This is a genomic window from Streptomyces sp. NPDC097981 (assembly GCF_040302565.1).
Classification (GTDB): Bacteria; Actinomycetota; Actinomycetes; order Streptomycetales; family Streptomycetaceae; genus Streptomyces.
Genome location: NZ_JBEORW010000030.1, coordinates 55,914 through 74,610 on the forward strand (window position 1 = coordinate 55,914; position 18,697 = coordinate 74,610).

Below are 18,697 nucleotides of genomic sequence, written 5' to 3' on the forward strand. Positions count from 1 at the left end.
GGCGCGGACGGCGCCGGTCTGCCTCCCTGCCCCTCGGGCTCGCGTGGGAGCGGGCCGCCGGGTCGGCTACCGGAGCACGGCGTCGGCGGGAGGTTCCGCAGACTCCTGCGGCTGCGGGGGCGCAAACGAGGCGGACGTCGTATCAGGAGTTCTTGGGCTTGCGGGAGTCGCCCTCCAAGGACATGAGGAGCTTGCGGAGCAGGGATGACAGCTGCCTGCGCTCTTCGGGGGTGAGGCCTTCGACGAGTTCACGCTCGTTGGCCAGGTGGCCTTCGATCAGGTCTTCGGCGATGCGGCGGCCTTCGGCGGTCAGCTCCGTGCGTACCAGGCGACGGTTGTCCGGATCGGTTGCTCGGGTCACCAGGCCCTTGGCGACCAGCCGGTCGATGCGGTTGGTGAGGGCGGCCGGGCTGATCATCGCGGCGCCGGCCAGGTCGCTCATGCGGAGGGTGTTGCCGCCGCCCGCGCGCAGAAGCGTGGCCAGGATGTCGTACTCCCACGTCTCCAGGCCGTGTTCGTCGAAGTAGCCCTTGATCCCCTGGTCGAGGTGCCGTGACGCGCGGAAGATCCTCAGGACCACACCGATCGGCTCCGTGTCCAGTCCGGGGCGAAGGGCGTCCCACTGCTCGATGACCTCGTCCACCGTGTCGCGCATGGCGCCAAGGCTAACAGAACGCTTCGACGTCGAAGCGTTTGACTCCACTGCCACCCGCAGGTACCGTCGACCCGCGGAAACATTTCGATATCAAAGTATTCGTTGTCAGAGTTTTCGATGCCAGGCATGTGCCCTGAGGGGCGCACCGGAGCAACCAGGAGAAGCCGTGCACTACGTGCTGTTCGTCCGTACCGATGACACGCCCGACACCGCCCTCGGCCACTACCTCGCCCATGTCGGCCCGACACTTGAGGCGTTCGGCGGACGCCTGCTCGCGTTCGGCAGCCCGACCCGGCTGGAGGGCCCGTCCGCGTACACGAAGACCGCCCTTGTGGGCTTCCCCAGCGACGAGTCGGCCCGCGACTGGTACGCGTCGCCCGCATACCAGGAACTCGTCGCGTGGCGCACCGCAACGATGGGCCATGAAGTCGACGTCAACCTCGTGGCGGGTCTCCCGAGCTGATCCCGCTCCCGTCGGCGGCCTCGATCAGGTGACCGGTCTCCGTGTCCATCAGGGGTCCCTTCTGAGCAGGTTCCCACCTGATTCATGACACTCCCGACTGACCGGCATGACCCGCCAACAGGTGCTCGTGGACCCGGCACAGCGCCCGGGCGAGGTAGGGGCCGGTGACGGGCTGTGGATCGGGCAGGTCGGGGGCGTCCTGGAGAAGGTTGGCGCGGTCGTACGTGCGTTGCTGCACGGTGAAGGACAGCAGGTCTCCGAGGGCGTGAGCGAAGACGCGTTCGTACGGGTCAGGGGCGGCGACGGTCGGCGTCATGGTCAGGGTGATGCCGGGGTAGAGGGCTTCGAAGGCGTACATGACCGCTTCGAAGCCGGTGTTGCGCGGGTGGGTGAGGTGGACCGTACGCAGTCCGGCTCCCCCGTCGCCGCGGACGGCCCGGGCGGCGCGGACCGCCGCTCGGGCTGCGTAGTCCGCCTGGACCATGTTGATGCCGGCGGCAGGGTTGCCCGGGATGCGCAAGCGCATTCCGCAGCCGTGGGAATCTCCCCCGTTGAACAGGCGCGCCACCGTCTCGTCCTCCGCCGCCCTGTCGCGCAGGGCCGCATCGAGGAGCCAGGCCAGAACGGCCAGGGGCTGTTGCGGGAGCCCATCGGGGGCATGCCGGTCGGTGACCAGCAGGCTCGGGCGGAGGATCACGGCGGTGCGGCCTGTTCGGGCGGTCCAGGCGTGGACCATTCTCTCGGCGGTATATTTCGTCTCCTCGTAGCAGGTCTGGAAGCCGTGCTCTTCGCTCAGTTCGGTCTCCAGGACGTGGCCGACGTGACGGCGTCCGGCAACGTAGGCGGTGCTCACGTGCACCAGCTGTGCCTGGGGTGCCTCGTCGGCGAGTTCGAGGATCCGGCGGGTGCCGATGACGTTCGCCTTGAACAGGGGGGCGGGGTCTCCCTGGAGGGCCCAGGACGCGGCGCAGTGCCAGACGGCGGTGCAGTCTCGGGTGAGATCTGCCCGATCGGGTCCGCTCAAGCCCAGGTGGTGCTCGGTGAGATCGGCGGTGGCGTACCGCAGGCGGCGCAGGGTGCCCGTGTCCGGTGCGGAACAGTCCAGCCAGGTGAGCGCGGCCTCGACCCGGGCTTGCAGGTCACCGGGGGTACCTCGGCCCAGGACCGTGACCGTCTCCTCGGCGTTCTCGGCAAGCAGCTCGCGCAGGATGTGGCTCCCGAGAAATCCGGTCGCGCCGGTGAACAACACGGCCATGGCTGGCTCCTGGGTGACGTTTGGGCTGACGTGGCATCGGCACCGGTGGGCGATGGAGATTACGGGGCCACGGCGCCGGGCTGCCGGCCTCCGCGCCCGGCAGGCGAAGATACGCAGAGTGGGCGGGCAGGGATGCCAGGCAGTGCTCCTCCCACATCCGATCACTCGAAGTGATGACGCATCCATGACTCGGCCGATTTCCCGTGCGGGTGAAAGTCCCGCTCGGGTTGGGCAGTTGGAGTGAGCCCCGGCCCTGGTCGACGCCTGCTTTCACTACTGTGCGTCGCATTCAAGGGCGGTGGCGCGGGTGATGTGAGCCCCCCGGCCCCGCCACGGGACTGAAGGGGCGACCCATATGCACCGGCCCGACGCCGCCGAGCGTGCCATCGCCATCGTCGGGGCAGGGCTGCGTCTTCCGGGCGGCATCAACAGCCTGGACGAGCTGTGGGTCGCGCTGGAGCAGGGCCGGGACCTGGTCGGACCGGTCCCCGCAGACCGTTTCGAAGCGAGCCGCTTCGTCGACACCTCGATGCCGCGCCGGGGGAAGAGCTACACCGGTGTGGGCGGATTCCTCGATGATGTCGGCTCCTTCGACGCCGCCTACTTCGGGATCTCCCCGAAGGAAGCGGCGCACATGGACCCGCAGCACCGGCTGCTGCTGGAGCTGACCGCCGAGGCCCTGGACGACGCCGCGATCGATCCGGCTCGGCTGGCCGGGTCCGACACCGCGGTGTACGTCGGCATCTCCGACGCCTCGTACGGCGCCCTGCAGATGTCGTCCCTGCGTACGGTGGGCGCCTACACCATGGCGGGCGCGGCCTCCTCGATCGCGGCGAACAGGGTCTCGTACGCCTTCGACCTGCACGGTCCCAGTATGGCCATCGACACTGCCTGCTCGTCCTCGCTGGTCGCGCTCGACCGCGCCTGCCACACGCTGTGGGAGGGGACCAGCAGTATGGCGGTGTGTGGCGGGGCCAACGTGCTGATCAGCCCGTTCCACTACGTCGGGTTCTCCCAGGCGTCGATGCTGTCGGCCAGGGGGAAGTGCGCCTCCTTCTCCGCCCGCGCCGACGGCTTCATACGGGCCGAGGGCGGCGGCGTGGTCCTTCTCAAGCGGCTGACCGAAGCCCTCGCCGACGGTGATCGTGTCCACGGGGTGATCCTCGGCAGCGGTGTCAACAGCGACGGCCGGACCATGGGACTGTCGCTGCCGAACCCCCGTGCCCAGGAGGACTTGCTGCGTCAGGTGTACGCACGGGCCGGGGTGCATCCGGACGAGCTGGTGTACTTCGAGGCCCACGGCACAGGGACTGCGGTGGGGGATCCGCTGGAGGCCCACGCCATCGGCCGCGCACTGGGCATCCGCCGGATCAGCGGCGAACTGCCGATCGGCTCCGTCAAGACGAACATCGGTCACCTGGAGCCCGCCTCGGGCATGGCCAGGCTGTTCAAGGCGCTCCTGGTGCTCAGACACCGCACGATCCCGGCTTCCCTGCACGCCGAACCGCCGCATCCGGACATCGACTTCGCCGGGCTGGGTCTGAGCGTGACCTCCCGTAGCCGGCAGCCGGCACCGGCCGACCGCCCCGTCGTCGGTGTCAACTCCTTCGGCTTCGGCGGTACGAACGCCCACACCGTCCTCACCTGCGCACCACCTCGCCGCCGGACGGAACCGGATCCGCCGCCCGCCGAGGGCCTGCCGGTCCTGGTGTCGGCGCGCTCCGCTCAGGCATTGGCCGAGGCGGCCGCCAAGGCGGCGGCACAGCTCAGGACCACGGCGCCGGAGGAGTTCTACGATCTCGCGTACACCTCCTGTCTGCGCCGGAGTCGGCATGAGTACCGGGCGGTGGTGCTGGCCCGCACCCCGCAGGAGGCCGCCCTGGAGTTCGCCGCCTTGGCGCACCCCGGCGCGCCCGACGACGCCGAGACCGTCAGCGGCGCGTCGGTGCCGGCATCCGAGCCGCATGCCAAGGCCGCCGGGCGGCCGAACACGAACCCGGCCTACCGCCCTGTCGGCGCCACCGCAAGAGCGGCGACCGGCGGCCGCGTGGCGTTCGTGTTCTCCGGCAACGGATCGCAGTGGGCCGGCATGGGAGCCGACCTCCTCGCTCACCACCCGGCCTTCCGGGAGGAGGTGGAACGAGCGGACGCCGCCCTGACACCCCGTCTGGGATGGTCAGTGGTCAAGGCCCTCATGGCCCCGCCCGGGCAGTGGCAGCCGGCCGCGACCGAGATCGCCCAGCCCCTGCTGTTCACCTTGCAGATCGGCCTCACCGCCGCACTGCGAAGCCACGGCATCGAACCGGCAATGGTGATCGGGCACAGCTGACGAGGACTCTGACTCGCATTGCCGCCACCTCCGCAGGCCTCCTGCTCGCGGCCGGTACCGCGCTCATCACCGCGCCTTCCGCTTCGGCCCTCACCAGCGGTCAGCAGCACAACGTGGCCTCGGACAAGTGTCTGGGCATCTACGGGAACGTCAGCGACAACGCCCAGCAAGCCATCCAGTGGGACTGCAACGGCAACGCCGACCAGATGTGGTACATCGACTCCACCGGCGGCTCGGCCCAGTTGAGGAACGGGAGCGACTGGAACAAATGCCTCACCATCTCCGGCGGCGGTAACGGTGCCAGGACAGTACTGGCGAGCTGCAACCACCAGACCACCCAACTCTGGTACTGATTCCGCTGGTCTGACAGTGGCTGGATGACCACGGCCCGGGAGTTCCGCTGCCCGGGCCATCGGCCACGTCACTCGTGGCCGATACTTGTTGCCCGCGGGCCGAGGAACGACACCGCGGCCGGGGTGAACACGAAGTACGTCGGCGACATCACATATCCGCCGGTCAGCGGCGCGAAGCCGCTCTGTCTTGCGACCGTCATCGACCTCGTGTCACGCCGCCGCGCAGCGGCATACCGAACGACGGGCACGACGGCCGAGAACGGCCAAGCCGGCGGTCAACGAGCGACTGAGTCAGTACGTCCAGGACAGACGCGCCGGGACAGTCACGCCTGAGGTAATGATCAGCGAACGGCCGGCCGAGGCAGCCGACCGCGCGGTCCCGGGACAGAAGAACGGGCCGGCGAGGCCTGTGTGGTGGATCCGGTCGCTGGCCTCGGGCCGGGTCGGCCGCACTTCCCCAAGCCGGAGGTCGTCGGCGCTGAGCCCGGCCACGGCGGCGCGATGGAGTTGTTGAGGGACCACGGCTGCGGTGTCAGTCCGCTGAAGTATCCTTCCGGCCACCGCACACCGACTGGGAGGACCAAGAGAATTGACTGGCCTGTCTGCTTTCCCGCTGCCCTTTCACGCATCCCGTTCCATATCGTTAGCGACACCCCGAACGCTGCGGGAACTTCAGATGATGCAGTGCAGTTCACACATTCGGGCGAAGCCGGGGTGGTTCGACAAGATGAACGATGCTGACGTCGTCGCCAGGTGGACGCAAGAAGCGGTCGCCCAGGGCCTCACCGAAGCGCAGGTTCGTTACGTGCTTGCCGAACTCGTGCATTACGCCGCGCTGCGGGACGGACGCACCGGCGTCGAGGTGTCCGCCGTCGACGGGGTGTGGCAGTCGGACACACTGGTCGACGACAAGCTCAGATCCCGCCTGTGCGAGGCGGTTCAGGTTCTGGAACAGGTCCCCGAAGCAGACCAGGACTGGCACCCCGGCTCCGACGGCCAGGTACTGGATCTGGTTCATCCCTCACTGTTCTGCCTGGTGAGAGAGGTGAGCGGCGCGCCCGAGCGGGCTTGGCAGAATCCAACGGACCGCTATTCGAGGTACGAATTCTCGGAGAAATTCCAGTGGCTGCCCACGGACGTCGACGTCAGTGACGACGGCGATGTCGCCTTCCGTTCGTACGTCAACAACGTCCACCCCGACATTCACCGCGAACTGGCATCCGTCCTACCAGACTTGTTCGCGCGCCTGCGCCCACTACTGGAGAACGTGCTCACCGATCTGCGCCATCCGCGGCCCTTGCGAATCGAGGCCGATCCCTTCGGGTGGTACGACTCGGAACCGGAGTATCCGAACAAATCTTCCTACAGTGATGATGAGGCCTACACAGAAGCCCTTCGTGCGTGGGAACAGGCCCAGGACGACTGGTGGGAGAACCGCCACCCGGTCATCCCGGACGCCCCGGCCTTCACCCCGCCCGAGTTGCCCGATGCATCCGCCCGGGTCGACCTGCGCGGCCGCAGTCTCCAGGTCATCGTCAAGCTCGCCACCATTCATCTCACCCCGGACAAGCCCGAGTACCCCGGCGGTTCCTGGCACGTCGAGGGGATGATGAACGAGCGGATCGTCTCGACCGCCCTCTACTACTGGGACAGCGAAAACATCACCGAAAGCCGGCTGAGCTTCCGGGCGGCACTCGACGACCCGAACTACGAACAGAACGACAACGACGGTCTGCGTGAGGTCTACGGCCTGGAGGACGAGGACGCACTGAACCAGATGCTGGGATCGACATCGACCCCAGCGGGCCGCTGCCTGGCGTTCCCGAACATCCTGCAACACCGCGTCGACTCATTCCGCCTCACGGACACCACCCGCCCGGGACATCGCAAAATTCTCGCGTTCTTCCTGGTTGACCCGACGGAAAAGATCGTCTCGACATCGGATGTGTCACCGCAACAACCATGGTCCGGCACCTCGACCATGACTCTCGAACAGGCAAAGAACTACCGCGAACAACTCATGCAGGAACGCAAGTTCTTCATCGACGAACACAACGAGCAGCTCTACGAGCGAGAATTCTCCCTCTGCGAGCACTGAAACCTCACCCTTTGGCCCGGCGGAACAGTCGCCAGGTTTTCAGCTACAGCGTGTCCCTTTGATGGGTTGATCGGTTGAGCGGATACGTGTGTCCGGTTAGTGATCACTGATGCGATGTGGGACCGGATCCAGCCGCTGACGCCGGCCGATCCGGTCCGTGGGCGGCGGTGGGCCGACCATCGCCGCACCCTTGAAGCCATCGCGTGGAAATACCGCACTGTGAGTTCTTCGATCCTCGGATCATCCGGTTCCCAGGTCTCGGCCTCCCAGCCGTGCTTGGTCAAGCCGATGTACTCGGGGTCGTCGAGGCCGTGTTCGAGCTGGGTCAGGAAGCCGTCGAAGCGCTCCGGCACCGGCGCCCGGGCCAGTACCAGGGCCTCGCGTTGCGCGGCCACGTGGTCGGGGCCGCAGCCGAGGCCGGGCATCCGGTCCAGGACCGCACAGGCGCGGTCGGACAGCAGGACCGGGTCGCCGTCGGCGAGCCGGTGCAGCGTGTCGCGTCGGGCGACCAGCTCATCAATGCGTTCGGTGAGCTGCCGCTCGACGTCGGCGAGCGAGGCGCCGAACTGCGCGGCGTCGGCCGCCGCGGGCGTGCCGCTGATAGCCGGAGCTGTCACGTTCCGGCCCCCCGGCCAAGTTCCTGCTGCTGCCGACACGGAAGTGCCCGTTCGTCAACGGCTTGGCGCTCTGACCCAGCTCGTTCACACCGGCGCTGCCGACCCACTCGCCCGGGTCGGGCGTCGTGCCGCTGCGACGAGCCTCCGCCCTGCCTCCGCTCCCCGATGCGGGTAACTCTCGGCGGCACGCCGTCCCGGTTGGTCACTGAAGGCGACTCGGGGTGCCAGGCTTGGCCGGAAGGCCGTTGGCCAGCCGGTCCGTCGTCGCTCCTGGAGGCCGTGGTGTCACTCAGTGAGCCGTTGTCGGCAACGGCGGACGAGGAGCGAGCCACCGGGCGACGGGTGCGGGCGGGGTCCCATGTGCTGCGTCTGCTGTCGACCACCGACCACAAGGTGATCGGCAATATGTACCTGGCCACCGCCTTCGGCTTCTTCCTGTTCGGCGGTGTGCTGGCCCTGGTCATGCGGGCGGAGCTGGCCCGGCCCGGCCTGCAGATCGTCTCCGCTGAGCAGTACAATCAGCTCTTCACCCTGCACGGCACGGTCATGATGCTGCTGTTCGCCACCCCGACGTTCACGGGTTTCGCCAACGCGGTCATGCCGTTGCAGATCGGCGCCCCGGACGTCGCCTTCCCCCGCCTGAACGCCTTCACGTACTGGGTGTACCTCTTCGGCGGCCTGACGGTGATCAGCGGGCTCCTGACCGCGAACGGCTCCGCCGCCTTCGGCTGGTTCGCGTACGCCCCGCTGAACGCGGCCGCGTACTCCCCCGGTGTGGGCGCCGACCTGTGGGTGATGGGGCTGGCGGTGTCGGGACTGAGCACGATCCTCGGTGCGGTGAACTTCATCACGACGATCGTGTGCCTGCGCGCACCGGGCATGACCGTGTTCCGGATGCCGATCTTCACCTGGAACGTCCTGTTCACCTCGATCCTGGCGCTGCTGGCGTTTCCCGTGCTCACCGCGGCGCTGCTGGTTCTGGAGGCGGACCGGAAGTTCGGAGCGGTCGTATTCGACGCGGCGTACGGCGGGGCGCTGCTGTGGCAGCACCTGTTCTGGTTCTTCGGCCACCCGGAGGTGTACATCGTGGCGTTGCCGTTCTTCGGGATCGTCAGCGAGATCATCCCGGTGTTCAGCCGGAAGCCGATCTTCGGATATGCCGCCCTGGTCGGTGCGACGATCGCGATCACGGGTCTGTCCGCCACGGTGTGGGCCCATCACATGTTCGCCACCGGCGCCGTGCTGTTGCCGTTCTTCTCCCTGCTGTCGTTCTTGATCGCCGTTCCGACCGGGGTGAAGTTCTTCAACTGGATCGGCACGATGTGGAACGGCTCGCTGTCGTTCGAGACGCCGATGCTGTGGTGCATCGGATTCCTGGTGACGTTCCTCCTGGGCGGGCTGACCGGGGTCCTGGTGGCCTCGCCTCCGATGGACTTCCATCTGACCGACAGCTATTTCGTGGTGGCTCACCTGCATTACGTGCTCTTCGGCACGATCGTGTTCGCCACCTTCGCGGGTTTCTACTTCTGGTGGCCCAAGTTCACCGGCAAGCTGCTCGACGAACGCCTTGGGCGGATGCACTTCTGGACCCTGTTCACCGGCTTCCAGCTGACCTTCCTCGTCCAGCACTGGCTGGGCGAGCAGGGCATGCCCCGCCGGTACGCCGACTACCTGGCGGCCGACGGGTTCACCCTGCTCAACACGCTCTCCAGCATCGGGTCCTTCCTCCTGGGGCTGTCCGTGCTGCCGTTCGCCTACAACGTGTGGAAGACGCGTCGCCATGGCAGGCTCGTGGACGTGGACGACCCGTGGGGGTGGGGCCGGTCCCTTGAGTGGGCCACTTCCTGCCCGCCGCCCCGGCACAACTTCGAGGCGCTGCCCCGGATCCGGTCGGACTCGCCCGCCTTCGACCTGCACCACCCCGAAGTGGTGACCTGGTGAAGACGGAGGCGTGGCTGTTCAGCGGTGTGGCGGTCTTCTTCGCCGTCACCGGCGCCGTCTACGCAGCGTGCTCCAGTGATCCTGCGGGGATCGCCGCCTTGGCGGTGTCGTTCCTCATGTCGGCGCTGGTCGCCGCGTTCCTGTGGCGGCAGTACGGCCGCGGGGGCCGGCGGCCCGAGGACACCGCCGATGCGGAGATCCGTGCGGGCGGGGGCAGGGAGTTCTCGTTCCCCGCGAGGAGTTTCGCGCCCGTGATCACCGCCGCCGGTACGGCACTCATGGGCATCGGCGCCGTTCAGGGGCTCTGGCTGGCCCTCATCGGCGTCGGTGTCCTGATCCCGGGACTCTACGGATTCGTGTTCCGCCCGGGTCAGGATGCCTGATCCGGGCACCCGGAGGTCAGTGCTCGCCGGCGGGCCCGGCCTCCCCGGCGTCCGGGCCGGCCAGCACGGCGGCGACGCGGCGGCGCTGCGTCTCGGTCAGCGGCGGCACCAGCTGATCGCGGTAGTACCAATGGCTCAGTCCCCGCCTCAACCGCTCTGCGAAGCCCCGTACGACCGGACGCCGCCGGCCTGCCGTCTGCCGCTCCGCCGCCGCTCGCCCGGGCGGGGGCACCCGTACGGGCGCCGGCCCTCGGTGGACGGACCGGACGTACCGCTCCGCCCCCGTCGGCGGCCGGTGCGTGGGGTGGAAGCCGCCCTCGACCGACTGGCGTACTTCGTCCGTCGGCAGTCCCCTCTTCAGCGCCTTGACGTCCTCCTCCTGAAGGGCGAGACAGATCCGGCGGGTGAGCCAGAAGGCTGCCGGGGGCAGGACGAGCAGGGCGCACCGCAGCGCCCAGGTGATCGCTGGGAGGGGGACCTCGAAGACGAAGGCGAAGATGTCCTGCGCACCGGCCACCAGCAGGACCGTGTAGGCGGCGAGCACGGCGACCCCCAGCGCGGTGCGGGCGGACCGGTGGCGCGGCCGGTCGCACAGGTGCTGCTCCCCGCCCTCGGGGGTGATCCAGCGTTCGAAGAAGGGATAGCCGTACAGGCCGGCGAACAGCAGTCCCGGCAGGACGACGCCCGCGATCAGTGGATTCCAGTTCAGGGTGTGGCCCCACAGGCGGGTTTCGAAGCCCGGCATCAGCCGCAGGGCCCCTTCGAGGAACCCGACGTACCAGTCTGGCTGGGCCCCGGTGGACACCAGGTCGGGGCGGTACGGCCCGTACGCCCACACGGGATTGATCTGCGCCAGCGCCCCGAGCGCGGACAGCAGGCCGGCGACCATGAAGAACAGCCCTGCGGACTTCGCCGTGTACTGCGCGAAGAACGGCTTGCCCAGCACATTGCGGCCGCTGCTGCCGGGCACCGCCCACTGAGTGTGCTTGAGGCGCACGACCAGCAGCAGGTGCAGCGAGACCAAGGCGACGAGCAGTCCTGGTACGAGGAGGATGTGCGCCGGATAGAGCCGGGAGACGATGTCCTGGGCCGGGAACTCGCCGCCGAAGACGAAGAGGCTCAGGTACGTACCCACGACCGGCAGCGAGAGCATGATGCCCTGGGCCGTGCGCAGGCCCGTACCCGACAGCAGGTCGTCGGGGAGCGAATAGCCCGCGAAACCCTCGACCAGCGTGAGCAGCAGCATCGTGACGCCGACCACCCAGTTCGCCTCGCGGGGCTTGCGGAACGCTCCGGTGAAGAACACCCGCAGCAGGTGGACGCCGATCGCAGCCACGAACACGAGGGCACCCCAGTGGTGCATCTGCCGGATCAGGAGACCGCCCCGCACCTCGAAGCTGATGCGCAGGGTGGAGGCGTAGGCGGAGGAAACCCGCAGGCCGCTCAGGGGGCCGTAGGAGCCTTGGTACGTGACCTCGCGCATGGAGGGGTCGAAGAAGAACGTGAGGTACGTGCCGGTCAGCAGCAACACCACCAGGCTGTAGAGGGCGATCTCGCCGAGCAGGAACGCCCAGTGGTCCGGAAAGGCCTTCCGCACACCGTCCTTGGCGACGTCCAGCAGGGGCATCCGGGCGTCGAGGCTGAACACCGTACGCCTGGCCGAGCTTCGCATCACGCGGACCGCACGGGCCTTCTTCCTCTCGAGAACCACCGGCTCCACGCCCTCCTCGCATCCGCCGACCGGGCCCGAACGGCATGAAAGGAGCATCGCGCGCCCGCGTCCCGCGGTCCGGTAGGCACGCAGGGGCGGCACTCGCCTGCGCCGTATGCCTCTGGCGCGACGGCCGCCCTCGCTGAACATGGCCGATGTGCCAGTACCCGCACCGGCTCGCGCGCGCTGGCGAAGCGCGGTTTCGTGGTAACAGAAGCGTGTGTACCGGTGCGGCGGCATCGGCCGCCGGACAGTGCCCTCGATGTAACGGAGGAGGGCGGATCATGTCCGTACCAGATGCCACAGCCGGCCATCGCCGCCGTGCAGCAGCCCTCGCCGCGACGCTGGCCTGCTCGGCGCTGCTCACTGCGCCCGGACTCGCCGCCGCCGTACAGAGTGCCCCGTCACCGCCACCGGCTTCGCCATCACCTTCGGTGACCGTCCCGCGACTGGACTGGAGCCCCTGCAAGCCCGGCAGCCCGTACGACTGCGCCACGGCCAAGGTGCCGCTCGACCACTCCGCCCCCGCGGGCCCCACCATCGACCTGGCAGTCGTCCGCCGGCAGGCCACCGATCCCGGCAAGCGCATCGGCACCCTGTTCGTGAACCCCGGCGGCCCCGGGGGCCCGGGGACCGTGCAGGTGCCGCAGAACTACGACGCCTTCCCCAAGGAACTGCGGGAACGCTTCGACATCGTCAGCTGGGACCCCCGCGGGATCGGCAACAGCACCGCCGTGAACTGCTTCGGCAGCGCCCAGGAGGCCGACACCTGGGCTGCCGGCAAACCCGGCGGCTTCCCGGTGGGCGAGAAGGAGCGCAAGGCCTGGATCGACGCGTACGAGGACCTCGGCCGGCGCTGCGAGAAGCGCGAACCGGACCTGCTGCGCCACGTGTCGACCGCCGACACCGCCCGGGACCTCGAATTGCTCCGCCGGTCGGTGGGCGACCCGCAGCTCAACTACCTCGGCGTCTCCTACGGCACGATCCTGGGCGCCACCTACGCCAATCTCTTCCCCGGCAAGGTCCGCGCCATGGTCCTCGACAGCAACATCGACCCGCAGGCCTGGACGAACGGAGCCGCGCCGGGCGAGCCGCGCACCACGACCCTGCTGCGCATGGGCTCGGACCGCACCGCGGCGGCCACCCTGGACCGGTTCCTCGCCCTGTGCGGATCCGCCCCCACGACCCGCTGCGCCTTCTCCGCGGGCAGCCCGGAGGCCACCCGAGACAAGTTCGACCGGCTGATGCGGCAGCTACGGGAGCGTCCGGTGGGCCCGTGGACGTACGCCAAGACCGTTGCCGACACGGTGAACAGCCTCTACCTCGTCGACCCCGGCTGGACGGATCTCGCGCGCCGCCTCCAGGAGCTGTCGCAGGGCCGCGCTCCCAGGCCGCCGGTCGCCCCGCCGCCGCCCCCGGTCGCGCAGCCGAACCCGTACCTGGGCGAGGAGCAGGCGGCGGCCGTGTGGTGCTCCGACAGCCCCAACCCGAGCGACCCCGCCGTCTACCACGGCCTGGAGGAGGACAGCGCCCGGCGCACCGGCGACGCGGGACGCTTCTGGACCTGGGCCGCAGAACCGTGCGCCACTTGGCCCGCCCGGTCCGCCGACGGGTACGACGGCCCGTGGAACAGGCCCACCGCCCACCCCGTCCTCGTGATCGGGACCCGGTACGACCCTTCCACCCCGTATGCGGGTGCCCAGGCCATGGCCAGGGAGCTGGCGGACGCGCGCCTGCTCACCAACGACGGGTATGGGCACACTGCGCTGTTCAACAACGCCAGCACCTGCATCAACACGTACGAGAGCCGCTACTTCGTCGACGGTACGCTTCCGCCCCCGGGCGCGATCTGCCGCCCCGACAAGACTCCCTTCTCCTGAGACGCGCGCGAGGACGCACGGAAACGGACTCCTGACATGCTGCGTGCGGGACGCCCCATCTCATCCGGCTGCTGAGCGTCGGTGCACCTCACTGACACGCTGAGTCACCCGGCATGACACGCCCCCGGGCGCGGGAATCCGCCGCCGCACGGAGGAGCTCGGCCTAGGCTCGCGGCATGGGTACCGAGAGGGTGGCAGTAGCCGACCTGATCTTCGATCGGCTGGACACGAATGGTGACGGAGTGCTCGCCGCGGACGACTACCAGGCGAGTGCGGAACGCTTGCTCCAGTCGTACGGCATGGGGCCGAGCTCGCCCAAGGGACGCGCCCTGATCGAGGCAAATCTAGCGCTGTGGCAGCAGCAGGCCGAGCTCGTCGACCGCGATCACGACGGGAGGATCACGCGGGAGGAGTACCGAGATTGGGTCAGCTCTCTTCCTGCCTCGGATTCCGGTTCGCCCTCAGGTACGCCTGAGGTGATGGCCGTGCTGCACGCGCAGTTCCATGTGGCCGACCGGGACGGAGACGGCCTCATGGACTGCCGCGAGTTCGTGGTCTGGCGGGGGCTCAAAGGTGTACCGGCCAAGTCCGCGGAGGCCTCGTTCAAGCTGATCGACTCGGACGCGGACGGCGCGATCAGCTGGAACGACTTCACCGGCGCGGCGCACCAGCACGGCCTGGAGGCGCTGCTGTACACACCGAGCCACTGAGCTTGTCGTTTCCCGTTCGGCGCAGTTTCGTGTGGTCGCCCAATGCGGGAGACGACGGCGATGCGACACACCAGGGCACCTGCGGCAAAGAGGAATCGCAGGCTGGTGAGAGAGGTCAGCCAAGCGGGAAGCGGGCTGGTCACGGGCGCATGCCTCCTGCGGCGGTGTCAGGTGCCGGGATGCCCCGCGGCCGGGCCGGCCTGGTAGCCGCCTGCTCCTCCCCGCTCTCCCGCAACCGCGCCTTCGGCACCCACCTCGGTCACGGCCTGAGCATCGAGCAGGCGACAGGCGCGCACCCGGCAGACACCGAAGGCGTCAAGTCCGCGGAGGCAATCCTCGCTAAAAATCGGACGGCGATGTCGAGAAACCGTGCCTGGCTCCGTCCCCGCAGTGAACGCGACCACAATGGGTCGCACCACCATCCAGGAGGACCATGATGGCCAAGTACCTGTTGCTCAAGCACTACCGGGGCGCCCCGGCTGCGGTCAACGACGTACCGATGGACCAGTGGACGCCGGAAGAGATCTCGGCGCACGTGCAGTACATGAACGACTTCGCGGCCCGGCTCGAGAAGGCCGGTGAGTTCGTTGACGGTCAGGCGCTCGCCCCCGAGGGGACGTGGGTCCGCTACGACGGTGAGGGTCGCCCGCCGGTCACTGATGGGCCGTTCGCCGAGACGAAGGACCTCATCGCCGGCTGGATGGTGATCGACGTCGACAGCTACGAGCGTGCCGTCGAGCTGGCCGGGGAGCTGTCGGCCGCCCCCGGGGCAGGCGGCAGGCCGATCCACGAGTGGCTGGAGGTGCGCCCGTTCCTGGCCGCGCCGCCCACCATCACGGAGTGACCGCGCAGTGGCCTCACCGATGGACGAGGTTCTGCTGAGGAGCCTCACCCCCGGTGTGCTCGCGATCCTCGTCCGCCGCGGAGCCGACTTCGCGGCGGCCGAGGACGCCGTGCAGGACGCACTGCTCCAGGCGGTCCGCGTCTGGCCGGCCGACCCTCCGCGGGATGCGAAGGGCTGGCTGGTCACCGTGGCCTGGCGCAAGTTCCTCGACGCGACCCGGGCGGATGCCGCCCGCCGCCGGCGTGAGGACCTCGTCGAAGAGGAGCCGGCGCCCGGACCCGCGCCCGCGGTGGACGACACGCTCCAGCTCTACTTCCTGTGCGCCCACCCGTCGCTGACGCCGGCGTCCGCCGTCGCGCTCACCCTGCGCGCCGTCGGCGGTCTCACCACCCGCCAGATCGCCGAGGCCTACCTGGTGCCCGAGGCGACCATGGCACAGCGCATCAGCCGGGCGAAACGCACCGTCTCCGGCGTGCGCTTGGACCGGCCCGGCGATGTCGCCACCGTGCTGCGCGTCCTCTACCTGGTCTTCAACGAGGGCTACTCCGGCGACGTCGACCTCGCCGCCGAGGCCATCCGGCTCACCCAGCAGCTTGCGGCCGCCGTCGACCACCCCGAGGTGGCGGGGCTTCTCGCCCTCATGCTGCTCCACCACGCCCGGCGGGCCGCCCGGACCGCGTCCGACGGCAGCCTGGTGCCGCTGGCCGAGCAGGACCGCAGCCGGTGGGACACTGCGTTGATCGCCGAGGGCGTCGGGATCCTCCAGGCGGCCCTCGCACGCGACCGGCTGGGCGAGTTCCAGGCCCAGGCCGCCATCGCGGCACTCCACGCCGATGCGCCCACCACCGAGGAGACCGACTGGGTGCAGATCGTCGAGTGGTACGACGAGCTCACGCGCCTGACCGACAGCCCCATCGTCCGGCTCAACCGCGCGGTCGCCGTCGGCGAGGCCGACGGGCCGCGCGCCGGCCTGGCGGCACTCGCGGCGCTGGACGCCTCACTCCCCCGCCATGCCGCGGTGGCGGCGTACCTCCACGAGCGCGACGGCGACCTGGCGACGGCGGCACGGCTGTACGCCGAGGCGGCCCACAAGGCACCCAACGTCGCCGAGCGCGACCACCTGACGCGCCAGGCCGCCCGGCTCAACGCCCGCCGATGTCGCTGACGGGTCGCGCTCGGATTTTCCCGCGGCACTGGGCGCGCCCCCGGGGGACCTGGCCAAGTGGCTTGTCAGCGCACGTACTTGGTCCTGCCACTGGGACTGAGCGGGGCTGCACCGGGCGAGGAACCGTGGGTGCCGTACGGACGTCTCTGCCACCGCAAGTGGAGAGCACCGTCCGGCACCAACGACCTGGGGGCATCCGCGATGGCCCGAAGAACCTGGAAGACCTGGAAGACCTGGAGAGCGGTTACCACCGCTCTCGCCATCCTGATCGGCCTGACCGCCATCGGGGCTTCATCCGCCTCCGCCGACCCGGGCGGACCGGTCGCGCCCAACCTGGACCAGCACTGCGCCGTGCAGAACAGTGGCAGCGGTCCCATGACGACCGCGATACCCGTCGACCGGATCACCCTCAGCCTTGAGTCCGTCGGTTACGCGCCCGCCGACTCCACCATCACCGCCATCTACACCATCAGCGGCAGCACCAAGACCGGCACCGCCACCGGCGCGTTCGACACCGCCAGGAAGAACGCCACGTTCAACTTCTCGGTGCCCAACCCGCCGCCGGGCGCGACACTGACGGTCACCTACCAGGTGTGGTGGCACGACGTCGGCGTCTACTACAGCAACTTCGTGAGCGCTCCGCTGGCTCCCTGCACCTGGGACAACACCAGCTACGTCGACGCCTCGACGTGGAACGGCTACGTGACCGTCGCCGGCATCTCCCAGCGGTGCGAGACCGTCGACATCGGCTTCGGTGGCAGGCACGCCTATGTCCGCGAGGACATCGTGACGGTGAACGTCGCGCACGGTTCGTCCTACGGGCCCTCGCCGTACGCGGGCCGGTCGGTCTGGGCTGACTACTGGATCGTCGGCCAGAAGACCTACACCTCGGGAACGTCCGGCGTCTTCGACTCCGACGGCAAGGCCACGCTGTCGTTCGTGATCATCGCTCCGGCCACCGGCGCCGAACTCGACGTGCTGGCAAGCGGCCAAGCAGGCTCGCACACCTTCCCCGCCCATTCCTGGGCCACCATCGCCTGCTGACCCGGCTCCGACACCGAACGGCATCATCGGCTCTGGGAGAGAGATCAAAATGACCAGGAGAGCACCAAGACCGCCAAGGCCATTGAGGGTACTGAGATCACGAAGGGCGCTGAGCGCACTGATCGCGAGTCTGGCCCTGCTCATCGGCCTGACCGCCGCCGGAGCGTCGCCCGCCTACGCCGGTCTGGACGGGCCGGTGGCGGCCTACCTGGACCAGCACTGCGGAATGGGCACCACCGGGAGCGGTGGGACGACCACCGTCGTACCCGTCGACCGGGTCACCCTGAACCTGGAAGCCGTCTCACACGGCCCTGCCGACTCCAAGATCACCGCTGTTTACACCATCCCCGGCACCAGTAAATACGGCACGCTCTTCGGCCAGTTCGACCCGACCAAGGGAAACGTCACCTTCAACTACACGGTGGACAACCCGCCCGCCGACGCGACGCTGAGCATCAGCTACGAGGTCGCCTGGGCCGACGGCACCTACTACAGCACCACGCTGACCCGCCCCCTGCTCCACTGCACGTGGGACAACACGACCGGGGTCGACAGGGAGTGGTGGTTCGACGACTCCTACGTCACCGCCTTCCAGCAGTGCACCACCGTCGGCACATGGCCGTACTCCATCCGCGCGGTGGACGTGACCGTGCACATCTCGCACGACCTCGCCGACGCATCCAGATTCGCGCGGCAACCGGTTTGGGTGGACTACTGGATTCCCGGCAAGAAGGGCTACACCTCGGGAGCGTCAGGCACCACCGACTCCGTCGGTGATGCCTGGGTGACGTTCCGGCTGGTCGCCCCGCCCACCGGCGCCGAACTCGACATCCTGTCGAGCGTCAGGGGGGACACGAGCCCCACCTACCCCGTCCACAGGTGGGTCACGATCGGCTGCTGACCGGACCGGGTCACCGGGTCGTGCCCTCCGGGAGCCAGCCCGAGCCGCCCAGCGGAAACTCGTAGGCGGGCCGGCCGTTGTCGCGACTCGTGCGGAACGGCCGCCCGTTGTCGTTGATCACCGGCGTGCCGCTGCGGGAACCGCTGGACCAGTGGACGTCCAGCACCCAGGTCACGTCGTATGCGGAGGCGTCCGCCCTGATGTAAACGACCTCGGGGTCCGACCCACTATGGGGCAACACGCGACAGTCGAATACGCGAGCCCGCCAGTATCACACCCGACGCCCTGCCCGTTGAGGCCGTCGGCCAGCTGGGACAGCCAGACCAACGCTTGGCGTCGCGGCCGACC

The 18,697-nt window shown here is 69.0% G+C and carries 16 protein-coding genes and 3 pseudogenes; 15 read left to right on the forward strand and 4 right to left on the reverse strand.

The genetic code is table 11. From position 1 onward, the window contains the following. Positions 1 to 142: 142 nt before the first annotated feature. Positions 143 to 655 carry a MarR family winged helix-turn-helix transcriptional regulator gene (locus ABTY04_RS26580; RefSeq protein ID WP_352215904.1) on the reverse strand — a complete coding sequence of 171 codons (513 nt, stop codon included), beginning with the start codon at positions 653 to 655 and terminating at the stop codon, positions 143 to 145. Between the two features lie 166 nt (positions 656 to 821). On the opposite strand from ABTY04_RS26580, the gene ABTY04_RS26585 reads away from it, so the two are divergent. Then, on the forward strand, positions 822 to 1,118 hold the full coding sequence (locus ABTY04_RS26585) for a DUF1330 domain-containing protein (protein ID WP_352215905.1): 297 nt from the start codon (positions 822 to 824) through the stop codon (positions 1,116 to 1,118). 82 nt (positions 1,119 to 1,200) lie between these two features. Here the strand turns inward: ABTY04_RS26585 and ABTY04_RS26590 are convergent, their stop codons facing one another. Next, the gene (locus ABTY04_RS26590; protein ID WP_352215906.1) at positions 1,201 to 2,373 is read right to left on the reverse strand and encodes an SDR family oxidoreductase; all 1,173 of its coding nucleotides are present in this window, start codon (positions 2,371 to 2,373) and stop codon (positions 1,201 to 1,203) included. A 355-nt stretch (positions 2,374 to 2,728) separates the two neighbouring features. Here ABTY04_RS26590 and ABTY04_RS26595 point away from each other — a divergent pair, with 355 nt between their 5' ends. The 7 genes and pseudogenes from ABTY04_RS26595 to ctaF all read left to right on the forward strand — a co-directional run bounded on the left by ABTY04_RS26595 (position 2,729) and on the right by ctaF (position 10,094). Continuing rightward, the gene (locus tag ABTY04_RS26595) at positions 2,729 to 4,702 is read left to right on the forward strand and encodes a type I polyketide synthase (protein WP_352215907.1); all 1,974 of its coding nucleotides are present in this window, start codon (positions 2,729 to 2,731) and stop codon (positions 4,700 to 4,702) included. After that, complete coding sequence (locus tag ABTY04_RS26600; protein WP_352215908.1) at positions 4,585 to 5,055, forward strand: RICIN domain-containing protein; 471 nt, start codon at positions 4,585 to 4,587, stop codon at positions 5,053 to 5,055. Before ABTY04_RS26595 ends, ABTY04_RS26600 begins: the two co-directional genes overlap by 118 nt. Before the next feature lie 102 nt (positions 5,056 to 5,157). Then, positions 5,158 to 5,280 (forward strand): annotated as a pseudogene (locus ABTY04_RS41210) (IS3-like element ISRhosp5 family transposase); the annotation flags it as partial. A 364-nt stretch (positions 5,281 to 5,644) separates the two neighbouring features. Then, entirely contained in the window at positions 5,645 to 7,153 is a 1,509-nt protein-coding gene (locus ABTY04_RS26610; RefSeq protein WP_352215909.1) for a DUF4246 domain-containing protein, read from the forward strand. A gap of 114 nt (positions 7,154 to 7,267) precedes the next feature. After that, positions 7,268 to 7,378: pseudogene (locus ABTY04_RS26615) on the forward strand (IS5/IS1182 family transposase); the annotation flags it as partial. Between the two features lie 734 nt (positions 7,379 to 8,112). Then, the gene (gene ctaD, locus ABTY04_RS26620) at positions 8,113 to 9,711 is read left to right on the forward strand and encodes an aa3-type cytochrome oxidase subunit I (RefSeq protein WP_502996720.1); all 1,599 of its coding nucleotides are present in this window, start codon (positions 8,113 to 8,115) and stop codon (positions 9,709 to 9,711) included. Beyond that, complete coding sequence (gene ctaF, locus ABTY04_RS26625) at positions 9,708 to 10,094, forward strand: aa3-type cytochrome oxidase subunit IV (protein ID WP_352215910.1); 387 nt, start codon at positions 9,708 to 9,710, stop codon at positions 10,092 to 10,094. The genes ctaD and ctaF overlap by 4 nt, the downstream gene beginning before the upstream one ends. Positions 10,095 to 10,110: 16 nt before the next feature. Here ctaF and qcrB read toward each other — a convergent pair whose 3' ends face one another. Beyond that, positions 10,111 to 11,766 (reverse strand): cytochrome bc1 complex cytochrome b subunit, encoded by a 1,656-nt coding sequence (gene qcrB, locus ABTY04_RS26630; RefSeq protein ID WP_352215951.1) that lies wholly within the window; start codon positions 11,764 to 11,766, stop codon positions 10,111 to 10,113. 323 nt (positions 11,767 to 12,089) lie between these two features. Here qcrB and ABTY04_RS26635 point away from each other — a divergent pair, with 323 nt between their 5' ends. The 7 genes from ABTY04_RS26635 (at position 12,090) to ABTY04_RS26665 (ending at position 18,349) form a co-directional block, all read left to right on the forward strand. Further along, positions 12,090 to 13,685: an alpha/beta hydrolase gene (locus tag ABTY04_RS26635; protein WP_352215911.1), complete on the forward strand. Its 1,596-nt coding sequence runs from the start codon at positions 12,090 to 12,092 to the stop codon at positions 13,683 to 13,685. 176 nt (positions 13,686 to 13,861) lie between these two features. Beyond that, a complete protein-coding gene (locus ABTY04_RS26640; protein WP_352215912.1) occupies positions 13,862 to 14,395 on the forward strand; it encodes an EF-hand domain-containing protein in 534 nt (177 codons plus the stop codon). Between the two features lie 179 nt (positions 14,396 to 14,574). Continuing rightward, positions 14,575 to 14,832 (forward strand): NAD(P)H-dependent glycerol-3-phosphate dehydrogenase, encoded by a 258-nt coding sequence (locus tag ABTY04_RS26645; protein ID WP_352215913.1) that lies wholly within the window; start codon positions 14,575 to 14,577, stop codon positions 14,830 to 14,832. Then, positions 14,832 to 15,239 carry a YciI family protein gene (locus ABTY04_RS26650; RefSeq protein ID WP_352215952.1) on the forward strand — a complete coding sequence of 136 codons (408 nt, stop codon included), beginning with the start codon at positions 14,832 to 14,834 and terminating at the stop codon, positions 15,237 to 15,239. The genes ABTY04_RS26645 and ABTY04_RS26650 overlap by 1 nt, the downstream gene beginning before the upstream one ends. 19 nt (positions 15,240 to 15,258) lie before the next feature. Continuing rightward, positions 15,259 to 16,404, forward strand: coding sequence for an RNA polymerase sigma factor (locus ABTY04_RS26655; protein WP_352215953.1), 1,146 nt, complete (start codon positions 15,259 to 15,261; stop codon positions 16,402 to 16,404). Positions 16,405 to 16,533: 129 nt separating this feature from the next. Then, positions 16,534 to 17,448: a hypothetical protein gene (locus ABTY04_RS26660; protein ID WP_352215914.1), complete on the forward strand. Its 915-nt coding sequence runs from the start codon at positions 16,534 to 16,536 to the stop codon at positions 17,446 to 17,448. A gap of 82 nt (positions 17,449 to 17,530) precedes the next feature. Next, a complete protein-coding gene (locus tag ABTY04_RS26665; protein WP_352215915.1) occupies positions 17,531 to 18,349 on the forward strand; it encodes a hypothetical protein in 819 nt (272 codons plus the stop codon). Between the two features lie 10 nt (positions 18,350 to 18,359). On the opposite strand, the pseudogene ABTY04_RS26670 reads toward ABTY04_RS26665, so the two are convergent. Beyond that, a pseudogene (locus ABTY04_RS26670) lies at positions 18,360 to 18,578 on the reverse strand (transcriptional regulator); the annotation flags it as partial. Positions 18,579 to 18,697: the final 119 nt, after the last annotated feature.

What these genes read in the sequence shown, in the direction of transcription:
- ABTY04_RS26580 (WP_352215904.1), bottom strand. Translation starts at nt 655, where the DNA reads ATGCGCGACACGGTGGACGAGGTCATCGAGCAGTGGGACGCCCTTCGC.
- ABTY04_RS26590 (WP_352215906.1), bottom strand. Translation starts at nt 2,373, where the DNA reads ATGGCCGTGTTGTTCACCGGCGCGACCGGATTTCTCGGGAGCCACATC.
- ABTY04_RS26595 (WP_352215907.1), top strand. Translation starts at nt 2,729, where the DNA reads ATGCACCGGCCCGACGCCGCCGAGCGTGCCATCGCCATCGTCGGGGCA.
- qcrB (WP_352215951.1), bottom strand. Translation starts at nt 11,766, where the DNA reads ATGCGAAGCTCGGCCAGGCGTACGGTGTTCAGCCTCGACGCCCGGATG.
- ABTY04_RS26635 (WP_352215911.1), top strand. Translation starts at nt 12,090, where the DNA reads ATGTCCGTACCAGATGCCACAGCCGGCCATCGCCGCCGTGCAGCAGCC.
- ABTY04_RS26640 (WP_352215912.1), top strand. Translation starts at nt 13,862, where the DNA reads ATGGGTACCGAGAGGGTGGCAGTAGCCGACCTGATCTTCGATCGGCTG.
- ABTY04_RS26645 (WP_352215913.1), top strand. Translation starts at nt 14,575, where the DNA reads ATGCCCCGCGGCCGGGCCGGCCTGGTAGCCGCCTGCTCCTCCCCGCTC.
- ABTY04_RS26650 (WP_352215952.1), top strand. Translation starts at nt 14,832, where the DNA reads ATGGCCAAGTACCTGTTGCTCAAGCACTACCGGGGCGCCCCGGCTGCG.
- ABTY04_RS26655 (WP_352215953.1), top strand. Translation starts at nt 15,259, where the DNA reads ATGGACGAGGTTCTGCTGAGGAGCCTCACCCCCGGTGTGCTCGCGATC.